The sequence below is a fragment of the Synechococcus sp. W70.1 genome, from assembly GCF_047461515.1.
In the GTDB taxonomy this organism is placed as follows: Bacteria; Cyanobacteriota; Cyanobacteriia; order Thermostichales; family Thermostichaceae; genus Thermostichus.
Genome location: NZ_JANSHH010000022.1, coordinates 209,597 through 220,536, shown reverse-complemented (window position 1 = coordinate 220,536; position 10,940 = coordinate 209,597). Strand labels below are relative to the sequence as shown.

Here is a 10,940-nt window from a genome sequence, read left to right as displayed (position 1 = left end):
AGGCACACCGGCTAAAGACGGAGCCAACTTTAGCCTAGGCAAAGTGCCTACCAGATAAAGATGTACTCGCAAGCCTACTAGCTCAGCCCATCTCCGTCAAGGCAGGCGGTTGGTTATGCCACAAAGTGGCTGATGTCTAGTGAATCAAGGACTAGAGGAGAGCCCTGTTTTTGCCAGCCCAGCCGAAGCAAAAGCCCGGCAAGGCCAGCCAAATCTGAAGCAACTCTGTAAGTTCCCGGCACCTGCGCCGAGAATCGGCCAGCCTACCTAGTAGAAGGGATCCCAGCTTCCCACTTAGGTCAGCAAGACAGAGTCTTTGCTAGAGGCGAGGGATTCCGTGTTTCGGCGTTTCTTTGGGGAAGCCTCGTATGGTTCTTAGCTCTCCTCCCTCTGTCATGCCCAGCAGCGCCGAACGCGAGATGGCGCGGGATGTGCTCACCCTCTCCCGGCATGTCTTGCAGCAGTTTGGCAGCTTCACCGCCGAGGCCCAGGACTTCAGTGCTCTAATGAACCGCATTGCCCTGGCCGGCAAGATGATTGCCCGCCGCCTCAGCCAGGCAGGACTCATCGAGGGAGCGCTGGGCGTAACCGGCAACGTCAATGTCCAAGGGGAAGAACAGCAGCGGATGGACGAGTACGCCAACCGGGCCTTCATCCGCGCTTTGGAGCAGACAGGGCTGGTCTGTCGGCTGGTCTCAGAAGAGATGAAAACCCCGGCCCGCCTGCCGGAAAACTGCTCCCTCAGCCGCCTGGCGCTGCTTGTCGATCCCCTAGATGGCTCCTCCAATATCGAGGCCAACCTCAGCGTTGGCTCCATTTTCTCTGTCCTTCAGCCCCTGGAGGATTGCCCTGAGGCTGACCACCAAGATCTCCTCCAGCCGGGCCGCCGGCAACTGGCTGCTGGCTATATCCTCTACGGCCCCAGCACCCAACTGGTCTATTCCGTCGGCAAGGGGGTACATAGCTTTACGCTGGATCCCAGCTTGGGCGAGTTCATCCTCTCCCAAAGCGACATCCGCATTCCCGAACGTGGCTCCGTCTACAGCCTCAACGAGGGCTACTTCTGCCAGTGGAGCGAGGGGATCCAAAACTTCATCCGCTACGCCCATCGCCAAGGCAGCTATACCTCCCGCTACAGCGGCGCTCTGGTGGCGGATTTTCACCGCATCCTGTTGCAGGGAGGGGTATACCTCTACCCCGGCACCCGGCAAAAACCCGAGGGCAAGCTGCGGCTGATGTATGAGGCCAACCCGCTGGCGTTTTTGGCCGAGCAGGCAGGAGGCGTGGCTACCACTGGCACCGAGGCCATCCTGGACATCGTGCCCCACTCTCTCCACCAACGGGTGCCCCTCATCATTGGCAGCCGCGAGAACGTGGAAGAGGTGCTGCGCTGTCTGGAAGGTTCTCTGCGGCCCTAGCTCCTCTCTCCCTATCCACCCAAGCTGAGCCGACTCTATGGTGGCCCTGGCGGAAAACCCCTTGCGCGTTGGCCTCAACCAAGAGCGCATTCCGGATCCTTGCATTCTGGTGCAGTTTGGCGCTTCCGGGGATCTGGTGGCCCGCAAGCTGATCCCGGCCTACTACCGGCTCTTTGTCCAGCGACGGCTGCCGCCGGAGTTTACCTTGGTGGGGGTGGCTCGCCGCAACTGGAGCCACGAGGCCTATCGAGACAAGATGCGGGCAGCCCTGAAGGAATTTGCCTCCCAAGATCTGGGGCCAGAAGCCCTCTGGCAAGACTTTGCCAGCCGCCTGTTTTACTGTCGCTTGGATATTGGCGATGCCGAGGGCTACCTGCGCCTCAAGCAATTTCTCAGCCAACTGGACGAAGAGCGGGGCACCCGTGGCAACCGCGTGTTTTACCTGGCGGTGGCGCCGGACTTCTATGCCCAGGCCCTCCAGCAGTTGGGGGCAGCGGGGATGCTGGCGGATCCAACCAGGACGCGGGTGGTGATTGAAAAGCCCTTCGGCCACGACCTCACCTCGGCCCAGGAGCTGAACCGCCTTGTGCAGCGCATCTGTCAGGAAGAGCAGGTTTACCGCATCGACCACTACCTGGGCAAAGAGACGGTGCAAAACCTGCTGGTCTTCCGCTTTGCCAACGCCATCTTTGAGCCTCTCTGGAACCGCAACTACATCGACCATGTGCAGATTACGGTGGCGGAAACGGTAGGGGTGGAGGATCGGGCCGGCTACTACGACGCTGCCGGCGCTCTGCGGGACATGGTGCAGAACCACCTAATGCAGATCTATTGCCTGACGGCCATGGAGCCGCCCGTCTCGTTGCGCGGCGATGGGGTGCGCAATGAAAAGACCAAAGTGCTGCAGGCCACCCGTCTGGCCGACACTCGCAACGTGGCAGCCGCAGCGGTGCGGGCCCAGTATGGCCCCGGCTGGATTAGCGGCAGGCCAGTGCCCGGCTATCGCCAAGAGCCCAATGTCAACCCCAACTCGCAGACCCCCACCTATGCCGCCCTGAAGCTGGAATGCGACACCTGGCGGTGGAAAGGGGTGCCCTTTTACCTGCGCACGGGCAAGCGCCTAGCCAAGAAGGTTTCCGAGGTGGCCATCTACTTTAAGCAGGTGCCCCTATCCCTTTTTCCTTCGGCCACGCGGGAGGTGAGCCCCAACATCCTGGTGCTGCGCCTCCAGCCCAACGAGGGCATCTCCTTGCGTTTTGAGGCCAAGATGCCCGGGCCGGAGATCCGCACCCGCTCGGTGGAAATGGATTTTCGCTACGGGACAGCCTTTGGGTCGAGCGCGCCAGATGCCTACGAGCGCCTGCTGTTGGACTGCCTGCTGGGGGATCCCACCCTGTTTACCCGCGCCGACGAGGTGGAAGCTGCCTGGCGGGTGGTAACGCCCGTTTTGTCGGCCTGGGAGACGCCACCTGGCTATGATACCGCGCCGCCGCTGTACACCTATGAGGCCGGCACCTGGGGGCCCAAGGCTGCCGAAGACCTGCTGGCCCAGTCTGGGCGGCGGTGGCGACGTCTCTAGTTTCCTGCAGCAAAACCTGGCTCAGGTGGCGACTGGGGCTGATAAAGCGCCAAGGGGGCGAGAGCAGACATTTCAAACAGCGATTGCGGCTAACATGGGCATGGCCTGGTTTTGCGTGGGTATCATGCCGTCGCTGTCGTTCCGGTTTTGCCTAGCCTTGCCGGTGGGCCTTGCCCTTGTCTTGGGGATAGAGGGAGGGGATCCCGCGCGGGCTCAGGTCTTGCTCCATGTGCCCCTGCCCAATGGGGACTTGATGCAGGCCCAGGGGCTGCAACTGGCCACCAACGCGCTGCGGCTAGCCCAGTTTGGCCAGACCGAAGAGGCGTTGCGCCGCCTGCAACTGGCCGTGGCCATGGTGCCCACCTCTTCCGAGCTGCTCTACGCTTTGGGCAACGTCTATCTGGAGCTGGGGAACTCTGCCCAGGCCGTGCAGGTGCTACAAAGGGCCCGCGCTCTGGCTCCCCAGGATGGGGATGTTCTCTACTCCCTGGGAGTGGCTTACTTGCGGCAGGGCAGCTACTTTGCCGCCGCCGAGGCCCTGGAACGGGCTGTTGCCTTGCAGCCGGATAACCCCAACGCCCGCTTTCAACTGGGCAATGCCTACCTCATGCTTGACCAATGGGATCCCGCCCGGCGGGAATATGAGAAAACCTTGGAGTTGGATCCCGCCTACTGGCCTGCTATGAACAACCTTGGCCTCGTGGACTACGAGCAAGGGGATCTGGAGGCGGCCATCGAGCGCTGGGAGCGCACCATCGAGATGAACGAGGCGGTGGCCGAGCCCTACCTGGCCCTGGCTACAGCCCTGTACGTTCGCGGCCAAACCCAGCGGGCGGAAGAACTGGGGGCCAAAGCCGTGCGCTTGGATCCCAGCTATGCCCGGCTAGAGGTGCTGCGGGAGAACCTGTGGCGGAATAACCTGCTGCGAGATGTGCAAGTTCTCCTGCGAACACGGGCAGTGGTAGAGGCCCTACAGCAGGCTGCTGTGGACCGGTTCAACCGCCAGATGGGTCTTGCAGGAGAGTAGCCCGGGATCCCTCGGCCACTGGCTTTTGCCGCTTCTCAAGCTTGGCTCGGATCCGCTCGGCAATACCGACACTGTTGAGGCCAAGGTCTGCAAGAGACTCTTCACGGGTAGCATGTTCTACCCAAATGTCTGGCACCCCCAGGCGCAAAAGAGGCACCCGGATATCGGCATCCAGGAGGGCTTCCCCCACTGCCGAGCCAAACCCGCCCATGAGGCAGCCTTCTTCCACCGTCACCACCAGGCGGCTTTGTTCGGCTAGGGGCAGGATTAGCTCTGTATCCAGGGGCTTGGCAAAGCGGGCATTGACTACCGTCGTGGAGATGCCGTGCTCTTTGAGGATCTCCGCTGCCTGCAAGCTGGGATAGACCATCGACCCATAGGCCAGGACTAACACATCGCCGCCGCTGCGCAGCACCTCCGCCTTGCCAATGGGAATGGGCTCCCAGCCATCTTCCGCCAAGGGCACCCCAACGCCAGAGTCGCGCGGGTAGCGCATGGCAATGGGTCCTTGGGTGTACTGGATCCCGGTTACCACCATGCGCTGCAGTTCCGCTTCGTCTTTGGGGGCCATCAGCACCATCTCGGGGATGCAGCGCAGATAGGCGATGTCGTACATGCCCTGGTGGGTGGCGCCGTCAGGTCCAACCACGCCTGCCCGATCCAAGCAGAAAAAGACTGGCAGCTTTTGGAGGCAGACATCGTGGATAATCTGGTCGTAGGCCCGCTGCAGGAAGGTGGAGTAAATGGCCACCACTGGGCGCATCCCTTCACAGGCCATGCCAGCAGCCAAGGTGACCGCGTGCTGCTCCGCGATCCCCACATCCACAAACTGATCCGGCAGTTTCTCCTTGAGCTTGTCTAGGCCAGTGCCAGTGTCCATAGCTGCCGTGATGCCAATGATGCGGGGATCCCGCTCCGCCAGTTTGCAAAGGGTATGGCCGAAGACCTTGCTGTAGCTGGGGGGAGTGGGTTTAGTGGGAGGATAGGGTTTGCCGGTGGCCAGGTCGAAGCGGGATTGGGCGTGATAGCTTACCTGCTCAGCCTCGGCCGGTGGGTAGCCTTTGCCCTTGACGGTGGCCACATGCACCAGCACGGGCCCAGAGAGGCCATGGGCCAACTCAAAAGCATCCAACAACTCTGCCAGGTTGTGCCCGTCCACCGGCCCCACGTAGGTAAAGCCCAGCTCCTCGAAGATGATGCCGGCCTTGTTGTTCTGCACAGCAGTAACCAGCTTCACCGTCTCCTTCATGCGCTCAATTTCGGGGCTGAGACTGGAGCCAACTAGAGGCAGGTTCTTTAGTTGCTCCTCCAGGCTGTCGGCCAAAAATTGCACTGGCGGGCTGAGGCGCAGGCGGTTTAAATAGCGCGGGATCGCCCCCACATTGGGGGAAATCGACATGCCGTTGTCGTTGAGGACCACCATCAGGTTGGTCTTGGGCAAATGGCCGGCGTGGTTGATGGCCTCATAGGCCATGCCCCCGGTCAGGGCGCCGTCCCCGATGATGGCCACCACCTTGAAGTTTTCCCCCCGCCGGTCGCGGGCAATGGCCATACCCAAGGCTGCCGAGATGCTGGTGGAGGCGTGGCCGGCCCCAAAGTGGTCGAAGCGGCTTTCGCTGCGCTTCAGGTAGCCGGAGATCCCCCCCTTTTGGCGAATGGTGTGGAAGTTGTGATACCTGCCGGTGAGCATTTTGTGGGCATAGGCTTGGTGCCCCACATCCCAAATAACCTTGTCGCGATCCAGGTCAAGGGTTTTGTAGAGCGCCAAGGTCAGCTCCACCACCCCCAACCCTGGCCCTAGGTGACAGCCGACGGGAGAGTTGGCAGCCGTTTGCAAGTGTTTTTCGCGGATCTGGCGAGCTAAGCTGCGCAACTGGCTGAGGCTTAGGTTGCGGAGCTGGTTGGGATGAGTGATTTCACTCAGGTGCATAGGGGATCTGTCCTTCCGGTGTGATCTCACTCTAGATCATGGCTTTCCAAGAGGGCTTGGCTGGAGTCTTTTCAAAACTTCGCTGGATGTCTCCCGCTGCAGGGTTAGCATCGGACAAAGGCCCCGCTTTTCGAGGTTGCCTGCCCATGAGGATTGCCGACAACATCACCCAACTCATCGGTCGCACGCCGTTGGTGCGGCTCAACCGGATCCCGCGGGCGGAGGGATGCCTGGCGGAGATTGTGGTTAAACTGGAGAGCTTCAACCCGGCGGCCTCGGTAAAAGACCGCATTGCCGTCAGCATGATCGAGGCAGCTGAGCAAGCCGGTTTAATTTCCCCCGGCAAGACCATTTTGGTGGAACCCACCTCCGGCAACACGGGCATTGGCTTAGCTATGGCGGCAGCGGCCAAGGGCTACCGGCTCATCATTGTCATGCCTGAGAGCATGAGCCTGGAGCGGCGGCTGCTGTTGAAGGCTTACGGGGCAGAGGTGCATCTAGCCAGCAGCGCCGGTGGCATGGGAGAGGCCATTTGGAAGGCGGAAGAGATCGTGCGCCGCACCCCCAATGCCTACATGCTGGGCCAATTCACCAACCCTGCCAACCCCCAAATCCACGCCCGCACTACCGGCCCCGAGATCTGGGAGGACACCGATGGCCAGGTGGACATCCTGGTAGCGGGGGTGGGCACTGGCGGCACCATTACCGGGGCGGGCGAGTTTCTCAAGAGTAAGAAACCTTCCATTCGGCTAGTGGCCGTCGAGCCCAAGGCAAGCGCGGTTCTAAGCGGGGGACGGCCCGGCTTTCACCGCATCGAGGGCATCGGGGCAGGGTTTGTGCCGGAGGTGTTGCGGCGGGATCTCCTGGATGAGGTGATTGCCGTAGACGACGAAGAAAGCATGGTCTACAGCCGCCGCCTGGCCAGAGAAGAAGGGATCCTCTCCGGCATTTCCACTGGGGCAGCCCTGGCTGCCGCTATCCAGGTGGGGCGGCGACCGGAAAACGCCGGCAAGCTAATTGTGATGATCCAGCCCAGCTTTGGCGAGCGCTACCTCAGTACGCCTCTCTTCCGCGACCTGGAGCGAGAGTCGGACTCGCGGCTGCCGCAGTCTTTGGTTAGGTAGTCAAAACTCGCCAGCTAGGGCCGCTACGCAGCGCTCACACAGCTCTGGATGTTCGGCAAATTCCCCCACCCGAGGAGAGTAGTTCCAGCAGCGCACGCACTTTTTGCCCTCTGCCCGCTGAACGACAACCTGCAGCTCCGCCGCCTCAGTCTCTGCCTTGATGAGCTCCACCTGGGAAGTGATAAACAGGTAGCGCAGCTCGGCGGCCCGCTCTTCCAGAAGAGCGTACAGGTGGGGATCCGCCACCTTGAGGATGAGCTTGGCTTCGGTGGAAGCGCCGATGAGCTTGTCGGTGCGCGCTTGTTCCAGCGCCTTGTTCACCTCCTGCCGCACTGCCCGCAGCTTTTCCCAAGTGGCAGCTAGCTGGGGATCCCGCCACTGCTCCGGCAGTCGCATCCAGCCCCCTTCAAACACCGAACGGGTGGGCTTGGGGTAGGGCAGGTAGCTCCAGATCTCTTCTGCGAGGTGGGAAAGCACTGGGGCGATGGCCTTGGCCAAGTTCTCCAGCACCAGGGACAGCACCGTCTGACATTGCCGCCGCCGCAGGCTGCGGGCGTGACTGATGTAGAGGCGATCCTTGCCAATATCCAAGTAGAAGTTGGAGAGATCCACCACGCAGAAGTTCTGAACCGCTTGGAAAAAGCGGTAGAACTGATAGCTGTCAAAAGCTTCGGTGATCTCCTCTCCCACCTCCTTTAGGCGGTGCAGGAGGTAGCGATCCAACTCGGTCAACGCTTCAAAGGGAACGGCATCCTGGGCCGGGTTAAAGTCATAGAGGTTGCCTAGCAGAAAGCGGGCTGTGTTGCGGATCTTGCGGTACACATCTGCCATCTGCCCCAGGATGGTCTTGCCCAGGGGCACGTCGCCGGAGTAGTCCACGCTGGAAACCCACAGTCGCAGCACATCGGCCCCGTAGGCGGGATCCGTCTGAGGGTCGCTGCCGCCGTTGATGAGCACCAGGGGATCGATGACGTTGCCCAAGGACTTGCTCATCTTCTGGCCCTTTTCGTCCAGCACAAAGCCGTGGGTGAGCACCGCCTTGTAGGGGGCACAGCCATTGACCGCCACTGAGGTCAGCAAGCTGGACTGGAACCAACCTCGGTGCTGATCCGAACCCTCCAGGTAGAGATCCACGGGGTAGCCCAACCCGCGCGCCTGGGCCACCGCCGCCCAGGAAGAGCCGGAGTCAAACCAAACATCCATGGTGTCCGTGCCCTTGCGGTAGGTGCGGCCATTGCGGCGGTACTGCTCCGGCAGCAATTCTTCTACTGGGCGCTTCCACCAAGCGTCAGATCCCTCTTGGGCAAAGATGGCCTTGATGTGGTCAATGGTTTCGGCAGTCAGCAGAGCCTCGCCAGTCTCCTCGTCATAGAAAACAGGGATGGGCACCCCCCAGGCCCGCTGGCGGGAGATGCACCAGTCGGAGCGCTCCTTGACCATGGCGGTGATGCGGTTTTCCCCTTCCGGCGGGATCCACTTCACGGTTTTGATGGCCTGCAGGGCCAGCTCCCGGAAGCCGGCTACGGACGCAAACCACTGCTCGGTGGCCCGGAAGATGGTGGGTTCTTTGGTGCGCCAGTCGTAGGGATATTTGTGGCTGTAGGGCTCCTCCTTGAGCAGGGCACCGGCAGCCTGCAAAGCCTTAATCACGGCCAGGTTGCCGCTAGTCTCCGGTTCTTTGGAGAGGACATCTAGCCCGGCAAACTGGGGGCCGGCTTCTGCTGTAAACCTCCCCTGCTCGTCCACGGGGCTGAGGATGGGCAGGCCGTACTTTTGGCCAGTTTTGAAGTCTTCTTCCCCATGCCCTGGCGCCGTGTGGACAATGCCGGTGCCGGACTCGGTGGTCACATAGTCTCCCAAAACACAGAGGCTAGGGCGGTCAAAGAGGGGGTGGCGTCCCTGGCAGTATTCCAGAGCGGATCCCGGCAGGGTGGCCTTGACCTCCAAGGGAGTCTCCAGGACTTTTTCCAGCCGCTGCCGCAAAGCGGCGGCAATGAGCAGCAGGCCGAAGCGGGGAGACTCCACCACCGCGTAGGTAAGCTTGGGGTTAAAGCAGAGAGCCAGGTTGGCCGGGATCGTCCAAGGGGTAGTCGTCCAGATGGCCGCCCGCAGGCCTGGCAGGAAGGGCTCTAAAACCGGCCGCGCCGCCGGGCTGAGGCTTTGCAAGGGAAAAGCCACGTAGATGCTGGGGGAGATGTGGTTGTCGGGATATTCCAGCTCCGCTTCTGCCAGGGCCGTCTGGGAGCTGGGGCTCCAGTGGACGGGCTTGAGGCCGCGGTAGATGTAGCCCTTGAGAACCATCTGGCCAAACACCTCGATCTGGGCCGCCTCGTACTCCGGCGATAGGGTCAGGTAGGGCCGATCCCAATCTCCCCATACCCCCAGCCGCTGAAAACTGGCCCGCTGCACGTCGACGTAGTGCAGGGCGTACTCTCTGGCCTTTTGCCGCAGTTGCAGGGGGGTGAGGCTCTGCCGCTCCTGGGGGGAGAGGCTTTGCAGCACTTTCAGCTCGATGGGCAGGCCGTGGCAGTCCCAGCCAGGTACATAGCGCACCTTGCGCCCTCGCAGGAGGTGGTACTTGTTGACGATGTCCTTGAGGATCTTGTTGAGGGTAGTGCCCATGTGGATGTCGCCATTGGCATAGGGTGGCCCATCGTGCAGGACAAAGGGATCCCCCGGATTGGTTTCCGATAGACGCTGGTAGATCTGTTCTTCCTGCCAAAAAGCCTGGATGGCGGGCTCTCTCTTAGCGGCCTCCGCCCGCATGGGAAACTGAGTCTGCGGCAGGTTGAGGGTACTCTTGTAGTCCACGGCAACTTGAGCAGGCTAAAGGGTGTTTTTCTATCCTACGCCGTTGCCTGGTTCTCAGTCGTGTTCTAGGCTTCCTCTCCCTGGCCTGAGGGAAAGGGATCCAGACGGCCACCTCGGCTTTCTGCCAGGAGTCTGGCTTGCTTGGGGTTCCTTTCTCTTAGGGTTGAACGGTAAGGCGCCGGCTCTCGACAACCAGGCCACTTTGGTTAACCAGCATCACCGAGATCCACTCAGCACCCGCTTCTGGGGGGGCATCCGCCTGCAGGAAGATCCCGCCCGCCTGTAGAGGTTCGAGGGCAAACGAAGTGACATCCAGGTAGCTTGCCCCGGCAACGGGCCGCTCCGCCACAGCGCCCAACAGCAAAGATTGGGTGAGGGGCTCGGCCACAATGGCCTGCAGCGAGTAGGTGGATCCCGGCTTGACCACCTCCGGCAGCTTGAAAGTAACGGTGGGGGGTGCTGAGCCGGAGGTGAGCGTGCTCGACTCCCGCAGCACTTCTTGCTCTACCAGCAGCAGTTGTCCTGGATTGGCGGCATCCGGGCGGTAGCGGTTGCGCACCAGGACGGAAGCCTTTACCTGAAACTCCCCCCGCCCCGAAGCCTGGGATCCCTGCACTTGGCTAGCAATCTCAGCTACAATCTCAGGGCCTATCTGCCGCCAGGAGACAATTTGGGCGGAGTAGGTCAGCTCAGGATGCGCGTCCCACAGCTTGCGAATGGCCTCTTCCACCCCCTGCCGATCCAACCCGTCGCGGTGGCGGAAGTCGGGGCTGTAGCCGGCCATCACCTTCGGCAAGTCCCGTCGGTTAGCCGCGGCTATTTGCTCGTTCAGCCACTCGACCAGAGCCGCTGGCGCAGGGGCAGAAACCTGCCTTTGCAGCCCGCTTTCTAGGCGCAGCGGGGGAGTCTGGGCCAGCACTTTGCCTGCAAGCGGGATCCCCCAGCTCAAACTCAAGGCAAGGGGCCAGAGCAGTTGGGAAAAGGCGGATCGAGAGCTCAAACTGTGGGCCTCCGGCGGGCAGGTCTGCGCTTAGTTTAGCCTGTCCGGGTA

General features: G+C 61.6%; 7 protein-coding genes. 4 read left to right on the top strand and 3 right to left on the bottom strand.

All coding sequences use genetic code 11. From position 1 onward, the window contains the following. Positions 1-419: 419 nt before the first annotated feature. The 3 genes from fbp (at position 420) to NW808_RS05460 (ending at position 4,024) form a co-directional block, all read left to right on the top strand. Positions 420-1,418: a class 1 fructose-bisphosphatase gene (gene fbp / locus NW808_RS05470; protein ID WP_414420549.1), complete on the top strand. Its 999-nt coding sequence runs from the start codon at positions 420-422 to the stop codon at positions 1,416-1,418. Positions 1,419-1,455: 37 nt separating this feature from the next. Further along, complete coding sequence (zwf, locus tag NW808_RS05465; RefSeq protein WP_414420538.1) at positions 1,456-2,997, top strand: glucose-6-phosphate dehydrogenase; 1,542 nt, start codon at positions 1,456-1,458, stop codon at positions 2,995-2,997. Positions 2,998-3,097: 100 nt separating this feature from the next. Next, complete coding sequence (locus NW808_RS05460; RefSeq protein ID WP_414420537.1) at positions 3,098-4,024, top strand: tetratricopeptide repeat protein; 927 nt, start codon at positions 3,098-3,100, stop codon at positions 4,022-4,024. Here NW808_RS05460 and dxs read toward each other — a convergent pair. After that, positions 3,993-5,954 (bottom strand): 1-deoxy-D-xylulose-5-phosphate synthase, encoded by a 1,962-nt coding sequence (dxs, locus tag NW808_RS05455; protein WP_414410607.1) that lies wholly within the window; start codon positions 5,952-5,954, stop codon positions 3,993-3,995. The two genes, NW808_RS05460 and dxs, sit on opposite strands and share 32 nt — an antisense overlap. Positions 5,955-6,100: 146 nt before the next feature. On the opposite strand from dxs, the gene cysK reads away from it, so the two are divergent. Then, a complete protein-coding gene (gene cysK, locus NW808_RS05450; RefSeq protein WP_414404885.1) occupies positions 6,101-7,078 on the top strand; it encodes a cysteine synthase A in 978 nt (325 codons plus the stop codon). On the opposite strand, the gene ileS is transcribed toward cysK, so the two are convergent. Next, positions 7,079-9,844 carry an isoleucine--tRNA ligase gene (ileS, locus tag NW808_RS05445; protein ID WP_414420548.1) on the bottom strand — a complete coding sequence of 922 codons (2,766 nt, stop codon included), beginning with the start codon at positions 9,842-9,844 and terminating at the stop codon, positions 7,079-7,081. It lies immediately after the preceding gene. 202 nt (positions 9,845-10,046) lie between these two features. Then, on the bottom strand, positions 10,047-10,844 hold the full coding sequence (locus tag NW808_RS05440) for a hypothetical protein (RefSeq protein WP_414410605.1): 798 nt from the start codon (positions 10,842-10,844) through the stop codon (positions 10,047-10,049). Between the last annotated feature and the right edge of the window lie 96 nt (positions 10,845-10,940).